This window comes from Streptomyces violaceusniger Tu 4113, assembly GCF_000147815.2.
Taxonomy (GTDB): Bacteria; Actinomycetota; Actinomycetes; order Streptomycetales; family Streptomycetaceae; genus Streptomyces; species Streptomyces violaceusniger_A.
In genome coordinates this window covers 39,618-56,441 of sequence record NC_015957.1, presented here as the reverse complement: position 1 = coordinate 56,441, position 16,824 = coordinate 39,618, and the positions used below count along the sequence as shown (strand labels likewise).

At 72.6% G+C, this 16,824-nt stretch carries 17 protein-coding genes; 8 read left to right on the top strand and 9 right to left on the bottom strand.

Annotated features, from left to right (window positions below; translation table 11 throughout):
* Nucleotides 1-14: 14 nt before the first annotated feature.
* The 3 genes from STRVI_RS00260 to pdhA are packed head-to-tail and all read right to left on the bottom strand — an operon-like array spanning nt 15 to nt 3,498.
* Entirely contained in the window at nt 15-1,307 is a 1,293-nt protein-coding gene (locus tag STRVI_RS00260) for a dihydrolipoamide acetyltransferase family protein (RefSeq protein ID WP_014053612.1), read from the bottom strand.
* Entirely contained in the window at nt 1,307-2,356 is a 1,050-nt protein-coding gene (locus STRVI_RS00255; RefSeq protein WP_014053611.1) for an alpha-ketoacid dehydrogenase subunit beta, read from the bottom strand. Before STRVI_RS00255 ends, STRVI_RS00260 begins: the two co-directional genes overlap by 1 nt.
* Nucleotides 2,356-3,498, bottom strand: coding sequence for a pyruvate dehydrogenase (acetyl-transferring) E1 component subunit alpha (pdhA, locus tag STRVI_RS00250; protein ID WP_014053610.1), 1,143 nt, complete (start codon nt 3,496-3,498; stop codon nt 2,356-2,358). The genes STRVI_RS00255 and pdhA overlap by 1 nt, the downstream gene beginning before the upstream one ends.
* Before the next feature lie 183 nt (nt 3,499-3,681).
* Here pdhA and STRVI_RS00245 point away from each other — a divergent pair, with 183 nt between their 5' ends.
* Entirely contained in the window at nt 3,682-4,170 is a 489-nt protein-coding gene (locus tag STRVI_RS00245; protein ID WP_014053609.1) for an Lrp/AsnC family transcriptional regulator, read from the top strand.
* Between the two features lie 231 nt (nt 4,171-4,401).
* Here the strand turns inward: STRVI_RS00245 and STRVI_RS00240 are convergent, their stop codons facing one another.
* Nucleotides 4,402-4,995 (bottom strand): TetR/AcrR family transcriptional regulator, encoded by a 594-nt coding sequence (locus STRVI_RS00240; RefSeq protein WP_014053608.1) that lies wholly within the window; start codon nt 4,993-4,995, stop codon nt 4,402-4,404.
* 2 nt (nt 4,996-4,997) lie between these two features.
* The gene (locus STRVI_RS00235; protein WP_014053607.1) at nt 4,998-6,515 is read right to left on the bottom strand and encodes a 3-hydroxyacyl-CoA dehydrogenase; all 1,518 of its coding nucleotides are present in this window, start codon (nt 6,513-6,515) and stop codon (nt 4,998-5,000) included.
* 129 nt (nt 6,516-6,644) lie between these two features.
* Here STRVI_RS00235 and paaN point away from each other — a divergent pair, with 129 nt between their 5' ends.
* Nucleotides 6,645-8,369 (top strand): phenylacetic acid degradation protein PaaN, encoded by a 1,725-nt coding sequence (gene paaN / locus STRVI_RS00230; RefSeq protein WP_014053606.1) that lies wholly within the window; start codon nt 6,645-6,647, stop codon nt 8,367-8,369.
* Nucleotides 8,370-8,620: 251 nt separating this feature from the next.
* On the opposite strand, the gene STRVI_RS00225 is transcribed toward paaN, so the two are convergent.
* The 3 genes from STRVI_RS00225 to STRVI_RS00215 are packed head-to-tail and all read right to left on the bottom strand — an operon-like array spanning nt 8,621 to nt 11,368.
* Nucleotides 8,621-9,382: a TrmH family RNA methyltransferase gene (locus STRVI_RS00225; RefSeq protein WP_014053605.1), complete on the bottom strand. Its 762-nt coding sequence runs from the start codon at nt 9,380-9,382 to the stop codon at nt 8,621-8,623.
* Nucleotides 9,372-10,619, bottom strand: a complete 1,248-nt coding sequence (locus STRVI_RS00220) for an HTTM domain-containing protein (RefSeq protein WP_014053604.1) — start codon at nt 10,617-10,619, stop codon at nt 9,372-9,374. The genes STRVI_RS00225 and STRVI_RS00220 overlap by 11 nt, the downstream gene beginning before the upstream one ends.
* Nucleotides 10,616-11,368 carry a DUF5819 family protein gene (locus STRVI_RS00215; RefSeq protein ID WP_251982529.1) on the bottom strand — a complete coding sequence of 251 codons (753 nt, stop codon included), beginning with the start codon at nt 11,366-11,368 and terminating at the stop codon, nt 10,616-10,618. Before STRVI_RS00215 ends, STRVI_RS00220 begins: the two co-directional genes overlap by 4 nt.
* A gap of 238 nt (nt 11,369-11,606) precedes the next feature.
* On the opposite strand from STRVI_RS00215, the gene paaA reads away from it, so the two are divergent.
* The 6 genes from paaA (at nt 11,607) to STRVI_RS00185 (ending at nt 16,426) form a co-directional block, all read left to right on the top strand.
* The gene (gene paaA, locus STRVI_RS00210; protein WP_014053602.1) at nt 11,607-12,557 is read left to right on the top strand and encodes a 1,2-phenylacetyl-CoA epoxidase subunit PaaA; all 951 of its coding nucleotides are present in this window, start codon (nt 11,607-11,609) and stop codon (nt 12,555-12,557) included.
* On the top strand, nt 12,554-12,850 hold the full coding sequence (gene paaB / locus STRVI_RS00205; RefSeq protein ID WP_014053601.1) for a 1,2-phenylacetyl-CoA epoxidase subunit PaaB: 297 nt from the start codon (nt 12,554-12,556) through the stop codon (nt 12,848-12,850). The genes paaA and paaB overlap by 4 nt, the downstream gene beginning before the upstream one ends.
* Nucleotides 12,847-13,548, top strand: a complete 702-nt coding sequence (paaC, locus tag STRVI_RS00200; protein ID WP_014053600.1) for a 1,2-phenylacetyl-CoA epoxidase subunit PaaC — start codon at nt 12,847-12,849, stop codon at nt 13,546-13,548. Before paaB ends, paaC begins: the two co-directional genes overlap by 4 nt.
* Nucleotides 13,542-14,081 carry a 1,2-phenylacetyl-CoA epoxidase subunit PaaD gene (paaD, locus tag STRVI_RS00195; protein ID WP_014053599.1) on the top strand — a complete coding sequence of 180 codons (540 nt, stop codon included), beginning with the start codon at nt 13,542-13,544 and terminating at the stop codon, nt 14,079-14,081. Before paaC ends, paaD begins: the two co-directional genes overlap by 7 nt.
* On the top strand, nt 14,081-15,184 hold the full coding sequence (locus STRVI_RS00190) for a 2Fe-2S iron-sulfur cluster-binding protein (RefSeq protein WP_014053598.1): 1,104 nt from the start codon (nt 14,081-14,083) through the stop codon (nt 15,182-15,184). Before paaD ends, STRVI_RS00190 begins: the two co-directional genes overlap by 1 nt.
* 93 nt (nt 15,185-15,277) lie before the next feature.
* Entirely contained in the window at nt 15,278-16,426 is a 1,149-nt protein-coding gene (locus tag STRVI_RS00185) for an acyl-CoA dehydrogenase family protein (RefSeq protein ID WP_014053597.1), read from the top strand.
* A 31-nt stretch (nt 16,427-16,457) separates the two neighbouring features.
* Here the strand turns inward: STRVI_RS00185 and STRVI_RS00180 are convergent, their stop codons facing one another.
* Nucleotides 16,458-16,811: a rhodanese-like domain-containing protein gene (locus STRVI_RS00180; RefSeq protein WP_014053596.1), complete on the bottom strand. Its 354-nt coding sequence runs from the start codon at nt 16,809-16,811 to the stop codon at nt 16,458-16,460.
* Nucleotides 16,812-16,824: the final 13 nt, after the last annotated feature.

Sequence of the window (16,824 nt, the reverse complement as noted above, 5' to 3'; positions counted from 1 at the left end):
CCGCCGGGCAGCCGCTACAGCCGTCGCAACAACACCAGGGGCTGCTCCACGCAGTCGGCCACGTACCGCAGGAATCCGCCGGCGGTGCCCCCGTCGCATACCCGGTGGTCGAAGGTGAACGAGAGCTGCACCACTTGGCGCACCGCCAGCTCGCCCTCGTGCACCCAGGGCTTCGGGGCGATCCGCCCGACCCCGAGCATCGCCGCCTCGGGGTGGTTGATGATCGGCGTGGAGCCGTCGACCCCGAAGACCCCGTAGTTGTTCAGGGTGAAGGTGCCGCCGGTGAGCTGCGCGGGGGCGAGTGTCCCGGTCCGCGCGGCCTCGGTCAGCCGGGCGATCTCCTCGGACAGCCCTTCTATGGTCCGCGTCTGCGCGTCGCGCACCACGGGGACCACGAGGCCCCGGTCGGTCTGCGCCGCGAAGCCGAGGTGGACGCCGGGGAGCCGGATGATCTCCCGGCCTTCCATGTCCACCGTGGCGTTGAGCTCGGGGAAGCGCGCCAGGGCCGCCGTGCAGATACGGGCCAGGAGGGCGAGCACGGAGACCTTGGGCCCGCCCGCGGCGTTCATCGCCGCGCGGGCGGCGAGCAGTTCGGTCGCGTCGGCATCCACCCAGCAGGTCGCGTCGGGGATCTCCCGCCGGCTGCGGGCGAGCTTGTCGGCCACGGCGCCCCGCACCCCGCGCAGCGGCACCCGCTCCCCCTCCGGGGCGAGCGCGGGGGCGGGGGCTGAGGCAGGCGCGGGTGCGGGCTCGGGTCCGCGTGCGGGAGCCGCCACCGCTCGCTCCACGTCCGCCCGCAGAATCAGCCCCTCGGGGCCCGAGCCCTTGAGCTGGCGCAGATCGACGTCGTGCTCCCGGGCCAGCCGCCGTACGAGGGGCGAGATCACCGGCAGGGGCCCGGCGGGGGCCACCGCCACCGTCTCGCGCAGCGGCCCGGGGGAGAGCTGAACGCGACGGCGCCGCGCGGCGGGACCGGCCGTGCCATAGCCGACCAGCACATTGCCCGAACCGCCGTCGGCCGCGCTCTCGGTGACCGGCGGAGCGGAGCCGTCGTCCGAGCCCTCCGGCACGGCGACCGTGATCAGCGGCGCCCCGACCGGCACCTCCGCGCCCTCCTCGCCGTAGCGGGCGGTCACCACGCCGCCGTAGGGGCACGGCACGTCCACCATCGCCTTGGCGGTCTCGACCTCGACCACCGGCTGGTCGACCGCGACCACATCACCGACCTGGACCAGCCAGCGCACGATCTCGGCGCCGGTCAGCCCCTCGCCCAGATCGGGCAGGGTGAACTCCCGTACGACAGCCATCAGACGGCGCTCCCCTCGGTCCACTCCGACTCCCACTGCAGCCGGGCGACGGCGTCCAGCACCCGGTCCACACCGGGCAGATGGTGCCGCTCCAGCATGGGCGGCGGGTAGGGGATGTCGAATCCGGCGACCCGCAGCACGGGCGCCTCCAGATGGTGGAAGCAGCGCTCGGTGACCCGGGCGGCGATCTCCCCGCCGGGCCCGCCGAAGCCTGTGGCCTCGTGGACGACGACCGCGCGGCCGGTGCGGCGCACGGAGGCGCACACCGTCTCGTCGTCGAAGGGGACGAGCGAGCGCAGATCGACGACTTCCAGATCCCAGCCCTCGGCCCGGGCCGCCTCGGCGGCTTCGAGGCACACCGGCACGGAGGGGCCGTAGGAGATCAAGGTGGCGCTGCGCCGGCCACCGGTGGCGGGCCTGCGCACCACCGCGCGCCCGATCGGCGGCACCTGCTCGGGGGCGTCGGCCGACCAGTCGGCCTTGGACCAGTACAGCCGCTTGGGCTCGAGGAAGATCACGGGGTCGTCGGAGGCGATGGCGGCGCGCAGCAGCCCGTAGGCGTCGGCGACGGTCGCCGGGGCGACGACATGGAGGCCGGGGGTGGCCATGTAGTAGATCTCGGAGGAGTCGCTGTGGTGCTCGACGCCGCCGATGCCGCCCCCGTAGGGCACCCGCACGGTGATCGGCATCGGCATCGCGCCCCGGGTGCGGTTGCGCATCTTGGAGACATGGCTGATGAGCTGCTCGAAGGACGGGTAGGCGAAGGCGTCGAACTGCATCTCGACCACCGGCCGCAGCCCGTACATGGCCATGCCCACGGCGGTGCCGAGGATGCCCGCCTCGGCGAGCGGCGTATCCGTGCAGCGGTCCTCGCCGAACTCCTTGGCGAGCCCGTCGGTGATCCGGAAGACGCCGCCCAGGGTGCCGACGTCCTCGCCGAGGACATGGACGGACGGATCGGCGGCCATGGCGTCGCGCAGCGCGCGGCCGAGGGCCTGGGCCATGGTGGCGGGCTTACGGGCGGTGTCGGCCCCGATGGCGGTGGTCATCACTGCCCCCTCCCGGAGTCGCCGGCCTCGGCGTCGAGCTCCGCGCGCAACTGGGCCGCCTGCTCGCGTAGCTGGCTGGTCCGGTCGGCGTAGACGTGCTCGAAGAGCTCCATGGGGTCGAGGACCGCGTCCTGGTGCATGCGCGTGCGCAGATCGGCGGCGAGCCGCTCCGCGGACTCCCGCGCGGCCCGGGCTCCCTCGTCGTCCAGCAGACGGCGGTCCCGCATGGCGTCCTCCAGGAGCGCTATCGGGTCGTGTGCCCGCCATGCCTCGACCTCGGAGTCGGGGCGGTAGCGGGTGGCGTCGTCGGCGTTGGTGTGGGCCTCGATGCGGTAGGTGACCGCCTCGACCAGGGTGGGGCCGCCTCCGCCGCGGGCCCGGCGCACCGCCTCCGCCAGGACCTGGTGGACGGCGGCCACGTCATTGCCGTCGACGAGGCGGCCGGGCATCCCGTACCCGACCGCCTTGTGGGCGAGGGAGGGCGCGGCGGTCTGCTTGGCGAGCGGGACTGAGATGGCGAAGCCGTTGTTCTGGACGAGGAAGACCACCGGGGCGTGCCAGACGGCCGCGAAGTTGAGGGCCTCGTGGAAGTCGCCCTCGCTGGTGCCGCCGTCGCCGACCAGGGCGAGGGCCACGACATCGTCGCCCTTGAGGCGGGCGGCGTGGGCGAGGCCGACGGCGTGCGGCAGCTGGGTGGCCAGCGGGGTGCACAGCGGGGCGACGCGGTGTGCGTGGGGGTCGTAGCCGGAGTGCCAGTCTCCGCGCAGCAGGGTCAGGGCGTCGACGGGGTCGAGCCCGCGGACCACGGCGGCCAGGGTGTCGCGGTAGCTGGGAAAGAGCCAGTCGCGGTCCTCCAGCACCAGCCCGGCCGCGACCTGGCAGGCCTCCTGCCCGGTGGAGGAGGGATAGACGGCCAGCCGGCCCTGCCGGGTGAGGGCGGTGGCCTGGGTGTTGTACCGGCGGCCGCGCACCAGCTCGCGGTGGAGCCGGGTCAGCAGATCGGGGGAGATGCCGGCGGCAGCGGCGGTGCCCAGCAGGCGGTACGGCTCCGCGTCGGGCAGCAGCGGCTCGGCCTCGACGCGGGGCTGCCAGCCGGGCGGGGGAGTGGGCCGGTAGGCACCGGGCTGCTCAAGGACCGTCATGTCGCGACCTCCTGGGCGTGGCGTACGGCGGGAGGGCGGGGCGTGCCGTGCGGCATCGCCCTCCCCCTACCGATTGTTCGGTCGTTGACGCATTTTGGCTACAGGCGACCCAAGCCTGTGGACAAACGGTTCTGCAGCGCCTGTGATGAAGACAGGACGTCCATGAAGGGGAGGCGGGACGATATGCGGGGCGAACAGATGGCCAATCCGGACGGCAAACCCCCGGCACGGCCCCTGGACGCCATCGACCACGACATCCTGCGGCTGCTCCGAACGGATGGCCGCGCCTCCATACGCTCCGTGGCCGAGCAGGTGCACGTCTCGCGCGCCAACGCCTACGCCCGGATCAACCGCCTGATCGACGACGGGGTGATCCGCGGCTTCAGCGCCCGGGTGGACCAGGAACGGGCCGGGCAGGGCGCGTCCGCGTACATCACGCTGAAGATCGTCCAAAACTCCTGGCGCACCGTGCGCGAACAGCTCCGCCAGCTTCCAGGGGCCGCCCACATCGCCCTGGTCAGCGGGGACTTCGATGTGCTGCTGCTGGTGCACACCGAGGACAACCGCTCACTGCGCGAACTGGTCCTCACCCGGATCCAGGCCATACCGGAGGTGCTGAGCACCCGGACGCTGCTGGTCTTCGAGGAGACCGACCTGGACTCGGAGCCGTAGCGGGGACTGGGGCGGCCGCGGTAGGGCCTGGTGCCGGGCGCCGCAGCGGGGCCCTGCTGCTGGGCTGCCGCAGCAGGACCTCAGCAGATCGGCGGAAGTCGGCTGCGGTTCGAAATGCGCCCTGAAGGGGCGCGGGGCTGTGTCGATGTGCGGCTCCGCCGCGTGGGCGCGGCCGGCCACGACGGCGCCGCAGACGATCGACGGCGTCTCAGCGCACTTCCAGCGGAGCGCTCAGCGCTCCGTGCGCAGGCCCGTGAAGGCCGTACGGACCACGGCCTCGGCCACTTCCTGGGAGGTCGCGGCCCCGCCACGGCCCGGCCGGTACCACTCCACAATGGAGTTGATCATGCCGAAGAGCAGCCGGGTCGCCAGCCGGGCGTCCACATCGGACCGCAGGTCGCCGTCGGCCGCCGCCCGCTTGAGCAGGTCGGCGACCTGGTGGTCGAACTCCCGGCGCCGCTCCATGGCCCACCGCTCGGTGTCCGTGTTGCCCCGGACCCGCAGCAGCAGGGTGACGTAGGGCAGCTCCTCCATCAGCACCTCGCTGGTGCGCCGGGTCACATGCTCCAGCCGTTCGATCGCCCGCCCGTCGCGTGCGGCGGGCTCCTGGAGGATGCCGAACAGCCCGTCCAGCGCACGGCTTATGGCGAGCCGGAGCAGCTCCTCCTTGCCCTTCACATGGTGGTAGATGGAGGACTTGGAGATCCCGGCGGCCCGGGAGAGGTGCTCCATGGAGGTGCCGTCGTAGCCACGCTCGTTGAACACCTCCACGGCGACCGCGAGCAGCGATTCGGGCGTGTAGGTGTCGCGCTTGGCCATGGTCATGATTAGAGCAGCCTCTCATCGGCGGCGGCACGCCGGATCAGCGCCCGGGAGGGGGCGTAGCGGCCGGTCGGACAGGCTTGGTGGAGGTTGCGCAGGGTGTCGCGCACCCAGCGGGCGCCGAGCGCGTGCCCCCAGGCCAGCGGTCCGCGCGGGTAGTTGACCCCTGTCAGCATGGCGGTGTCTACGTCCTCGGGGCTCGCCACCCCGCGGGCGACGGCGTCCTCGGCGAAGTCCACGAGCATCGCGACCGTGCGGGCCACGACCATGCCGGGGACGTCCTGGACCACGCTGACCGCCTTACCGAGCGCCTGGAACAGGCCGATCGCGGACCGCAGGGACTCCTCGGTGGCGGCCGGGGACGGTGCGAGGGCGACGCGGGTGGCGGTGCGGTAGTCCAGCGCCAGGTCGAAGCGGACCGTCGCGGCGAAGGGGTCGTCCGTGGCGGTCGTGCCGTCGGTGAGGGACAGGCGGGTGCCGTCGGGCAGGGCGAGATGTCCCCCGACGGGCTCGCGGGTCACCGGGATGCCCGCCTCCTCGATGAGGCCGACCAGTCCTTGCGCCGGCCCCAGGTCGCCGTGGAGGGCGACCTTGGCGGGCGGCTCGCACGGCTCGGCGGTGTGCGGGGCGGGCCGCCCGGCGCCCTCGGAGTGGTCGAACCAGCCGTGGCCCGTCTTGCGCCCGAGCCGTCCGGCGGCCACGAGCTGCCGCTGGGCGAGCGACGGAGTGAATCTCGGATCGTGGAACAGCGCTTCCCACACGGATCGGGTGACGGCCTCGTTCACGTCCTGGCCGATCAGGTCGGTGAGCTCGAAGGGGCCCATCCGGAAGCCGCCGGATTCCCGCAGCACGGCATCCAGGGTGGCGGGGTCGGCGGCGCGCTCCTCGTACGCCCGGAACGCCTCGGCGTAGAAGGGGCGGGCGATCCGGTTGACGATGAATCCGGGGGTGTCGGCGCAGCGCACCGTGGTCTTTCCCCAGGCCGCGACGGTGGTGTGGGCACGGTCGGCGGCGGTCTCGTCCGTGGCGGCGCCGCGCACCACCTCCACCAGCGGCATCAGCGGGGCCGGATTGAAGAAGTGCAGTCCGAGGAGGCGGCCGGGGCGGCGCAGGACGCCCGCGACGGCCGTGACGGAGAGGGAGGAGGTGTTGGTGGCGAGCAGACAGCCGTCGGAGACCACCGATTCCAGCGCGGTGAACAACTGCTGCTTGGCGCCGAGTTCCTCGAGGATCGCCTCGACCACCAGTTCCGCCTCGGCCAGGTCCGCGAGGTCGGCGACGGGGGCGAGCCGGCCGAGGGCCGCGTCACGGTCGGCGGCCTTGAGCCGTTCCTTGGCGACCAGCCGGCCGAGCCGGGCCGCGATGGCGTCGGCAGCCTGGGAGGCGCGGCCGGGCGCCGCGTCGTAAAGCCGCACGGGATGGCCCGCGGCCAGCGCCACCTGGGCGATCCCCTGGCCCATCGTGCCGGTGCCGATGACGGCGACGACGCCGGCGCGGTCGATCCCACGGTCGATCGCAGTCATGCCGCAGATCCTTTTCGACGAAGTTATCCACAGGTTCGTCAGGCCCTCTTGTCCCGACCGATCGTTCGGTTACTCTAACTCTGTCGCCCATTCCAGCCCAGCCCCAGCTCGACGAGGAGTTGGTCAGTCGTGACCGCCGCACTCACCACCGCGCAGTTGACGCAAGAGCACCGCCCCACCCTCGACCAGGCCCTGGAGGCGATCCGTACCCGCGCCTATTGGTCCCCGCACCCCGAGCACCCGAAGGCTTACGGCGGCGAGGGCCAGAGCGGGCGCCCGAGCCTGAGCGTCGCAGAGGGCCAGGCCGCGTTCGAGGCGCTGCGCGGTCAGCGCATCGAGCTCGACCAGCCGGGCACCGACGGCTGGACGGGCTCCGAAGTCTCGCCGTTCGGTATCGAGATGGGCATGGAGTATCCGCATCCGGACCTCGACGCGCTCCTCCCGGCGATGCGGGCGGGGATGCCCGCCTGGCGGGAGGCCGGCCCGGAGACGCGGGCCATGGTGTGTCTGGAGATCCTGGCCCGGATCGGCGCCCGGTCGCATGAGTTCGCCCAAGCGGTCATGCACACCAGCGGACAGGCGTACATGATGGCCTTCCAGGCCGGCGGCCCCCACGCCCAGGACCGCGGCCTGGAGGCGGTGGCGTACGCGTTCGCCGAGCAGACCCGCACCCCCGGCGCCGCGGACTGGTCCAAGCCGCAGGGCAAGCGCGACCCGCTGCGCCTGCGCAAGACGTTCACGGCCGTCCCGCGCGGTATCGCGCTGCTGATCGGCTGCAACACCTTCCCGACGTGGAATGGCTATCCGGGCCTCTTCGCCTCGCTCGCCACCGGCAATCCGGTGCTGGTCAAGCCGCACCCCAAGGCCGTGCTGCCGCTGGCGCTGACCGTCCAGGTGGCGCGCGAGGTGCTGAAGGAGGCGGGGTTCAGCCCCGACCTGGTGGCACTGGCCGCCGAGCGGCCGGACGAGGGGATCGCCAAGGTCCTCGCCGTCCGCCCCGAGATCCGCATCATCGACTACACGGGCTCGACCGCCTTCGGCGACTGGCTGGAGACCCACGCCCGCCAGGCCCAGGTCTTCACCGAGAAGGCGGGGGTCAACACGGTGGTGATCGACTCCACCGACGACTACCAGGGCATGCTGGCCAACCTGGCGTTCTCCCTGTCCCTCTACAGCGGCCAGATGTGCACCACCCCGCAGAATCTGCTGATCCCCCGCGGCGGTATCACCACCGACGCCGGCCCCAAGACCTACGACGAGGTGGTGGCCGACCTGGCGGCAGCGGTGGACGGCCTGCTGGGCGATGACGCGCGGGCGAGCGCGCTGCTGGGCGCGATCGTGGGCCCCCGGGTCCAGGAGCGGCTGGAGGCCGCGCCCGGCCTGGGCGCCATCGCCCTGGCCTCGCGTACGGTGACCCACCCCGACTTCCCGGGCGCCACGGTCCGTACGCCGCTGATGGTCAAGGCGGACGGCGCCCGGAAGTTCTGGGAGGGGGCCGACGCGGACGCGCCCTATCTGTCCGAGTGCTTCGGCCCGGTCTCCTTCGCCGTCGCCGTCGACTCCACACAGGACGCGGTCGCGCTGCTGCGCCGGACCACCCGGGACAAGGGCGCGATGACGGTCGGCGCGTACACCTCCTCACCGGAGGCGGAGCGGCTGATCGAGGAGGCGTGCCTGGAGGAGTGCGCCCAGCTGTCGCTCAATCTGACCGGCGGGGTGTATGTGAACCAGACCGCGGCCTTCTCGGACTTCCACGGCTCGGGCGGCAACCCGTCGGCCAACGCCACGCTGTGCGACGGGGCGTTCGTGGCCGGCCGCTTCCGGACGATCGAGGTCCGCCGCCCGGCGGAGTAACGGGCCCAGTGGGCGGGGCGCGCGGGGCCGGTCTCCGCGCCGCCCCGCCTCGACACCATCTCGGGCGGGTCGGGCCTCAGCGGATCGGCGGAAGTCGGCTGCGGTTCGGAGGCGCCCCGAAGGGGTGCGGGGCTGTGTCGACGTGCGGCTCCGCCGCGGCTGTGTCGATGTGCGGCTCCGCCGCGTGGGCGACCGGCCACGACGGCGCCGCAGACGGTCGACGTCATGTCAGGGCCCTTCCAGCGGAGCGCTTAGGCGGGGTGCGCGGGGCCGCCCCAGTGGAAGAGGGCCATGGCCACGCTGGTGGCCAGGTTGTAGCTGGAGACCTGTGGCCGCATGGGGAGGGCCACCAGTCTCGTGGCCCGCTTCCGCAGCTCCGGCGAGATCCCGTGCCGCTCGGAGCCGAAGGCGAGCAGCGCGTCATCGGGGATGGTCACGGACCGGATGTCCTCCCCCTCCGCGTCCAGCACATACAGCGGCCCCTCCGGAAGGGCGTCGCCCGGCAGCCGCTCGACCGCGGTGGCGAAGTGAAGCCCGGCGCCGGACCGCACGGCGTTCGGATGCCAGGGATCGATATCGCCGGTGGTGACCACGCCGGTGGCCCCGAAACCGGCGGCGAGCCGGACGACGGCCCCGACGTTCCCCAGGTTGCGGGGGTTGTCCAGGACGACCACCGGGGCCGCCCGGGGCCGCTTGGACAGCTCGTCCAGATTCCCCTGACGGCCGCGCCGTACCGCCAGCGCGGCGACCCTCGTGGGGTGCACCCTGGGCACCAGATCGCGCAGGGTCCCGGCCTCCACCTCCACCAGGAGATCCGCGATCGTCTCGGTGAGATCGTCGGCCAGGTCCGCGGCGAGTTCCACGGCGGCCGCCTTGTCGCTGGTGACCGCGGCGCGCACCTCCGCGCCGAACCGCAGCGCGTGCTTCAGCGCGTGGAAGCCGTCGAGCAGGACGGTCTCGGGGGCCGTCGCGCGCCAGTGCCGTACGGCCTGCGCGGCCTCGTCATCGATCATTCCCCCAGCGTACGAGGGTGCCGTCCACGGTTTCCCCGTCGCTCTCCCGCACCCGCTGCCCCGGCAGCCACACCGCGGGCGCCGTCAGCCGGTCCCGGGCCCGGCCCAGCCGCGCCGCGGCCCAGCACAGGAAGTTCGTCGGCAGGAAGACCGAGTCCGCCGCGATCACGGCGAGCGAGAAGAAGGGCAGCCCCAGCATCACGGCGATGCCGAGGTGCTCCAGCATCAGCAGGACGAGCATCACGTTCTTGGCCCGCCGGTTGAGCAGGGTGAACGGGAAGGCCACCTGGACGATGACCGTGCCGTAGGTCAGCACCATCACCAGGGTGCCGCTGGACGCCATGACGTCGGTCAGCCCCGGCCAGGGCGAGAAGTAGTCCAGATGCAGCGGGTAGTAGAGGGCGGTACCGTCCTGCCAGCGCGAGCCCTGGATCTTGTACCAGCCGGCCGTGGCGTACAGCAGACACACCTCGGCCATGATCACCACCAGGGCGCCGTTGTGCGCCACATTGGCGAGCGCGTCCAGAACGGTTCGCGGCTCCCCCGGTGCGTAACGCTTGACGAGCCACCAGCCGGCCTGGACGATCCACAGCCCCCACAGGACGGTGGCCCAGCCCAGCCCGGGCAGCGGGCCGTCGGAGATCAGGGAGAGCCGGGCGTCGGTGAACAGCTGCACCCAGAGCAGGGCGGTCCCGGTGAGGGCCCACAGCACGATTCCGGTGGTGTCGCGCGGCGGCCCCTCGCGGTCCGCCTGCCGGGCCGCCCGGCGCGCGTCCAGCGACCACATCTGACCGCACCGGGTCAGCACCAGGTACATCGACATCAGATGGATGAGATTGTCGCCGCCGTCCCCCACGAAGATGGAGCGGTTCTGCAGCGACAGCACCCCGATCATGAACAGCACGGACATGGTGCGGGTGCGCCAGCCCACCAGCAGCAGCGCGCTGGAGACGAGGGCGAGGGCGTAGACGACCTCGAACCATACCCCGCCGTCGGACCACATGAGCGCGCTGAAGGCGCGGTTGCCATCGATCAGCCGCGCGGCCATGTCCCAGTTCCACGGGCCGTCCGGCCCGTACAGCTCCCGGCGGTGAGGCCATTCGCGCACCAGGAAGAGGAGCCAGGTGAAGGAGAAGCCGATGCGCACGACGGCGCTCTGCCGCGCGCCGAGCGCGGATCCGGTGACACGGGCGTAGCCATGCGCCACGGCGGTCTGGAAGCGGGCGGAGGGGGTCACCGGCTCTTCGCCTCCGGGATGTCATCGGTGGTCACCGTCCACCACGGCAGCGTCCGGTAGATCGTCTTGGTGTCGATCTTCTCGTCGCTCCAGGACGGCGGGGCCACCGGAGTGGTCGCGGAGCGCACCTGTATTCGCCCCACGGTGCCGCCGTCCTCCTCGCGGCCGAAGCGGAGCATCACGATCCGGCGGATGTACTGCTCGGAGAGGCTGCCGCGCATGCCCTGCGGCCGCTCCTGCGCGTCATGCGAGCCGACGTAGAACTCCCAGGCGCGGCGCAGCTCGTTCTGCTGGGTGTGGCTGGGCAGCGGGTTGTGGCGGATGGCCGCCCCGTCCTGGGCCGAGAGGTCGCGCCAACCGGTGGTCGCGGTGCCGCCCTCGCGGGTGCGGATCTCGGCGCGGGCCTGGACGGCGATGTTCTGCTGGAGCGGGTTGGGGGCGAAGAGCTTCCAGACCCGTTCGAACTCCGGATAGATGTAGTCGTCGATCGCCGCGCCGTGCCGCTTGGTGAGGGTGTTGGGCGGTGAGACGGCCAGAAAGGCCGCCGAGAGATGGATCGCGGCGGCGACGGCGGCGACCGCGATGCCCACCGCGATGATGAGCTGTGCGGGCAGGGAGAGCGCGGTGAGCGGTTCCGCCGCGTCGTCGTCCGGCTCCGGCTCCGCCGGCTCTGGTTCCGCCGGCTCCGGTTCCGTCGGCTCTGGTTCCGCCGGTTCCGGTTCCGTTGGTTCCGGCTCCGTCCCGGCCATACCCCGCCCCGCCATACCCCGCCCCGCTCCCGATGGTCCAGGTCCTCTCGCACGCCGGTCGGCCGCGCACCCCGTGGCCCCACGCCCCCGGCACCGTACCCATGCGGAACCACTCGGCACAGCGTCCTCAGCGTTATCCACAGGGTTGACACCCTACGTTCCTCAGCACACCATTGAACCGAACGATCGGTCGGTCGGCTGGCCGGTCGGCGGAGACGGATGGGCGGAGGGGCTTCGCATGACGACGATGGCGGCGGACGCGGGGGCGTACGAGGCGGTGTTCGACGCCGCCCTGGCCGCGGACGAGCGCATCGAGCCGCGCGACTGGATGCCCGATGACTACCGGGCCACGCTGGTGCGGCAGATGGCCCAGCACGCCCACTCGGAGATCATCGGCATGCAGCCGGAGGCCAACTGGATCACCCGCGCCCCCTCGCTGCGGCGCAAGGCGATCCTGATGGCCAAGGTCCAGGACGAGGCGGGCCACGGCCTGTATCTCTACAGCGCGGCGGAGACCCTGGGCACCAGCCGGGAGGAGCTGCTCGACAAGCTCCACAGCGGCCGCCAGAAGTACTCCTCGATCTTCAACTACCCCACGCTGACCTGGGCAGACGTCGGAGCCATCGGCTGGCTGGTGGACGGCGCCGCGATCACCAACCAGGTCCCGCTGTGCCGCTGCTCCTACGGGCCCTACGCACGGGCGATGGTCCGCATCTGCAAGGAGGAGTCCTTCCACCAGCGCCAGGGGTATGAGCTGCTGCTGGCCCTGAGCCAAGGCACCGAGGCCCAGCACGCCATGGCGCAGGACGCGGTGGACCGCTGGTGGTGGCCGTCGCTGATGATGTTCGGCCCGCCGGACGACGCCTCGGCCCACTCCGCCCAGTCGATGGCCTGGAAGATCAAGCGCCACTCCAATGACGAGCTGCGCCAGCGCTTCGTCGACATCTGCGTCCCCCAGGCCGAATCCCTCGGCCTCACCCTCCCCGACCCCGAGCTGCGGTGGAGCGAGGAGCGGGGGCATTACGACTTCGGGCCGATCGACTGGGACGAGTTCCGCGAGATCCTGCGGGGAAACGGCCCGTGCAACACCCAGCGGATCACCCAGCGGCGCCGGGCCCATGAGGAAGGCGCCTGGGTGCGCGAGGCGGCCGCGGCACACGCGGCCAAGCACGGGAAGGCACAGTCATGAGCGGCAGCCCGAGCGCCGAGTGGCCGCTGTGGGAGGTGTTCGTCCGCAGCAGGCGCGGACTGTCGCACACCCACGCCGGATCCCTCCACGCCCCCGACGCGGAGATGGCTTTGCGGAACGCACGGGATCTGTACACCCGGCGCTCGGAGGGCGTCTCGATCTGGGTGGTGCCGTCCGCCCAGATCACCGCCTCCTCGCCGGACGAGCGGGATCCGTTCTTCGAGCCGTCCGCCGACAAGCCCTACCGTCACCCCACCTTCTACGCGATCCCGGAGGGGGTGCGGCATCTATGACCGCGGCCCTCGCCCTGGGCGACGACGCGCTGGTGCTCTCCCACCGGCTGGGGGAGTGGGCCGGGCACGCCCCCGTGCTGGAAGAGGAGGTCGCGCTCGCCAATATCGCCCTCGACCTGCTCGGTCAGGCCCGGGTGCTGCTCTCCCTCGCCGGCGACGAGGACGAGCTGGCCTATCTCCGCGAGGAGCGGGCGTTCCGGAACGTGCAGCTCGTCGAGCAGCCCAACGGTGACTTCGCCCAGACCATCGCCCGCCAGCTCTACTTCTCCACCTACCAGGAGCTGTTGTACGAGCGGCTTGCGCGCGGCACCGGCCCCTTCGCCCCGCTCGCCGCCAAGGCGGTCAAGGAGGTGGCCTACCACCGCGACCACGCCGAGCAGTGGACCCTGCGGCTCGGCGACGGCACGGAGGAGAGCCATGAGCGGATGCGGCGGGGGCTGGACGCGCTCTGGCGGTTCACCGGTGAGCTCTTCGAGCCGATCGAGGGGTGCGACGTGGAGTGGCACACGCTGCACGACGCCTGGCTGACCCGGATCAGCTCGGTCCTGGAGCGCGCCACCCTGGCGGTGCCCGAGGGGCCGCGGCGCGGCGGCTGGGCGGCCGGGGCGGGGCGCCAGGGCCTGCACACCGAGCCGTTCGGCAGGATGCTCGCCGAGATGCAGCATCTGCACCGCAGCCACCCGGGGGCGACATGGTGACGCCCACACCCTCCGCGGCACCCACGCCCCCCGCGTCCGGCACAACCCCGCTGGAGGAGGAGCTGCTGCGGCTGGCCGGATCCGTGCCGGACCCCGAGCTGCCGATGGTGTCCCTGGCCGAGCTGGGCGTGATGCGCGGGCTGCGGCTGCTGGGGCCGGGCCGGGTCGAGGTCGAGCTGACGCCCACCTACACCGGCTGCCCGGCGCTGGAGTCGATGGCCACCGATATCGAGCGGCTGCTCCATGACCACGGCGTCCCCGAGGTCGCCGTGCGCACGGTCCTCTCCCCGCCCTGGACGACGGACGCGATCAGCGCCGAGGGCCGCCGCAAGCTGGCGGAGTCCGGCATAGCGCCGCCCGCGCCGCGCCGTGCGGCGGCGGACGGCCCGGTGCCGGTGGCCCTGGCGGTGCGCTGCCCGCAGTGCGGCTCGACCGAGACCGAGCTGCTGAGCCGCTTCTCCTCCACCGCCTGCAAGGCGCTGCGCCGCTGCACGGCCTGCGGTGAACCGTTCGACCACTTCAAGGAGTTGTGATGGCCACGGAGGCGGTGAAGCGGGCCACGCCCCGCCACGGCGCGTTCCACCCGCTGCGGGTGGCGGCGGTCGGCCGGCTCACCGATGACGCGGTGCTGGTCACCCTCCTGGTGCCGCCCGCGCTGCGGGAGACGTTCCGCTTCACGGCGGGTCAGCACATCGCGGTGCGCCGGTTCGCGGACGGCGCGGAGATCCGCCGGACGTATTCGCTGTGCACCCCGGCCCCTGGCGCGGAGGGCCCTGAGTTCCTGCGGATCGGGGTGCGGCTGGTCGAGGGCGGTGAGTTCTCGGCCTATGCCCTCAAGGAGCTGGCGGTCGGCGAGGTCATGGAGGTGATGGCCCCGGCCGGCCGTTTCGTCCTGGAGCCCCGGCCCGGCCATTTCGCGGCGGTCGTCGGCGGCAGCGGCATCACCCCCGTGCTGTCCATCGCGGCCACGCTGCTCAGCCGGCAGCCCGAGGCGCGTTTCTGTCTGATCCGCAGCGACCGCACCGCGGCCTCGACGATGTTCCTGGAGGAGGTCGCCGACCTCAAGGACCGCTGGCCCGACCGGTTCCAGCTGGTGTGCGCGCTCTCCCGGGAGGAGCAGCAGGCCGGGCTGGTGTCCGGGCGGCTCGACGAGGAGCGGCTGACCGCCCTGCTGCCGGCGCTGCTGCCGGTCGCCTCGGTGGACGGCTGGTTCCTGTGCGGGCCCTATGGTCTGGTGCGCGCCGCCGAGCGGGCGCTGCGCGGCCTCGGGGTCTCCCGCGGCCGGGTCCATCAGGAGATCTTCCATGTGGAGGCGGCCCCCGCCGAGGACGTCTCCCCCGGGCCGGATCCGGCCCGGACGGCGTCGCAGGTCACGGCGACCCTGGACGGCCGGTCGGGCACCTGGCCGGTCCAGGCAGGGGAGCCGCTGCTGGAGACGGTGCTGCGCAACCGGGCCGACGCGCCGTATGCGTGCAAGGGCGGGGTCTGCGGGACCTGCCGGGCCTTCCTGGTCTCCGGCGAGGTGCGGATGGACCGTAACTTCGCGCTGGAGCCGGACGAGGTGGAGGCGGGCTATGTGCTGGCCTGTCAGTCCCATCCGGTGGGCGAGCGGGTGGAGCTGGACTTCGACCGCTGACATCCCGGGCGCGGCACCGGCGTTCCCTTCTTGTAGAACCTGTTCTATCTTGACGGCCCGTCAGATAAAGCCGCGGCGCGGGAGGTACGGACAGTGGACTTCACCTTCACCGAGGAGCAGCAGGCGGCCGTCGAAGCGGCGAAGGCCGTCTTCTCCTCCGTCACACCGGACAGCGTGCCCAGCCCCGCGCTGACCGCCGGCGCCGTCGCCGAGGACTTCGACCGCGCGCTGTGGCGGAAGCTCGCCGAGAGCGATCTGCTCGGCCTGAGCCTCGACCCCCAGTACGGGGGCTCGGGCCTCGACCCGCTCGCCCTCTGTCTGGTGCTGCGGGAATGCGGCCGGGTGCTGGCCCGGGTGCCGCTGCTGGAGTCCAGCGCCGCGGCGCTGGCCGTGCAGCGGTACGGCGGGGCCGAGCTGCGCACCGCCGTACTGCCCCGGGCCGCGAGCGGTGAGCTGGTCCTCACCACGGCCTCCAGCGGCCGCACCGGCCATGGCCCGGCCGAACTCGCCGTCCAGGCACGGCGGAACGGGGACGGCTGGGTGCTGGACGGTGTCCAGACCGCGGTCCCCTGGGCCCATGGCGCCGAGCGGGTGCTGATCCCGGCCCACACCGGGGAGGGCCGGACGATCCTCGCCCTGGTCCCCCGCGACCATGAGGGCGTCGTCCTCGATGAGCAGATCTCCACCAGCGGTGAGCGGCAGGCCGAGATCCGGCTGGACGGAGTGCGGCTCGCCGACCGCGAGGTGCTGGCCTCGGACGGCGCCTGGGAATGGCTGCGCGATCTCCTCACCACCGGCACCTGTGCGCTCGCGCTGGGCCTGGGCTCGGCAGTGCTGGACCTCACCAGCTCCTATGTGAGCGAGCGCGAGCAGTTCGGCTTTCCGCTCGCCAGCTTCCAGGCGGTCGCCGTGCAGACCGCCGACCGCTATATCGATCTGCGGGCCATGGAGGCCACGCTGTGGCAGGCGGCCTGGCGGCTGTCCCTGGACGAGGAACGGCCGACGGCGAGCGGGGCGCTGCCCATCGCGGGGGATGTCGCCGTCGCCAAGATCTGGGCCGCCGAGGGCGTGCGCCGCGTCGTGCAGACCGCACAGCATCTGCACGGCGGCTTCGGCGCGGTCACCGACTACCCCCTGCACCGCTACCACGCATGGGGCAAGCAGTTGGAGCTCTCGCTGGGATCCGCCGCCGCCCATGAGGAGGCACTGGGCGAACTCCTCGCCGCCCACCCCCTCGGCTGACCGGCGAGTCCCGCCGATCATAGGGAAACTCCTAGAGCACAAAGGCCCCTTCGGCGGTGCCGTCGGGGCCGCTCACCATCGGGCGGCCCGCCGCGTCCCAGGCCAGCATCCCGCCGTCCACGTTCACCGCGTCCAGGCCCTGCGCGACCAGATACTGCGTCACCTGCGCGGAGCGGCCGCCGACCCGGCACATCACATGCACCCGCTGCCCCTCGCCGACCGCCGCCGTCAGCTCATCGAACCGCGCCACGACCTGGCCCATCGGAATGTGCAGCGCGCCCTCGACATGCCCGGCCGTCCACTCGTCGGCCTCCCGGACATCCAGCAGAAGGCCATCGGCCGGTACCGCCGCCGCCTCCATCTGGGGAAGCTGGGCAAAATGCATCAGACACACCTCT